This window comes from Nostoc sp. 106C (assembly GCF_002154725.1).
GTDB lineage: Bacteria > Cyanobacteriota > Cyanobacteriia > Cyanobacteriales > Nostocaceae > Aulosira.
This window is the reverse complement of the sequence record NZ_MTAW01000059.1, coordinates 1-964: the sequence shown is the minus strand read 5'-3', so window position 1 is coordinate 964 and position 964 is coordinate 1. Positions and strand designations below refer to the sequence as shown.

The 964-nt window shown below is 39.7% G+C and carries 1 protein-coding gene; it reads right to left on the bottom strand.

The window, feature by feature from the left end:
• Positions 1–13: 13 nt before the first annotated feature.
• Entirely contained in the window at positions 14–892 is an 879-nt protein-coding gene (locus BV375_RS05310) for an IS982 family transposase (RefSeq protein ID WP_086758052.1), read from the bottom strand.
• Positions 893–964: the final 72 nt, after the last annotated feature.

The following is a 964-nucleotide window of genomic DNA, read 5'->3' as shown; positions in this document are numbered from 1 at the left end:
ACCTGAGTTCGGGTTAAAGTGTTTGAGATAAAAGCCACTCCATCTGAAGGCTTGGTTTCTTAGGTTGATGGCAATAAGCAATTAATCCACACAGAACATTAACGCAAAAATTAACAGGACTTCGGTGTCTGGAATGTTCAATCTGAGAAATATTTTTGAGTTGGTCGTTAATGGTTTCAATGATAGAGCGTTTACGGGATAACAGCTTGTCATGCAGAAGCATCAGCTTGTTTTTCATGTTGCGACGGGGTTTGGCAAAAAATTGAATGCCAAAGTCTTGTAAAAGTTGATCGGCTAGTTTCTGAGAAACATATCCGCGATCGCCAAAAATTTTCCCGAAAAGCTCACTCAGTAAATTGGGAACTGGTTGACGGTCATCAATATTACCAGGGGTGAGAGTTACATTTAAGAGTTGACCCAGTTCATTGACAACAAGATGAAGCTTGAAACCATAAAACCAATCTACAGAAGTCTTGCCACGTGATGCTAGACCTTCAAATACTTTATGCCGAGCAATCCGACGATTATGACAGACTTTGATACTCGTTGAATCGATAAAACCGATACCCGTACAACTTCCAAAACAATGCTTCAGGTAAACGCATAACGGTATTAAGGTTGATGGCAGCCATTCTATAAATCGTTGATAACTCGGCAAACCAGGAAAAGCACAACTCCATTGTTGTTGAACATGATTCAAATAAAAATGCTTAAAATTCCGGTAGTGATTTTGATGGAATGCAATCAGTATCGTCATTATTTCGCTCAAACACAGACTTCTAGCCCGAATCCGCCTACTAACTCCATGTACCAACAGCTTTTTGTGCCATTGGCTTTCAAACGCCTTACAGAAATCATCTACATGGCAAAATAAAGCATCTAAACTAAACATAGGACAGGTGCTGGATTTGACGTTATTTTCAGCTTAATACCTGTCCCTTTCCTTATCCCGAACTCAGGTTAA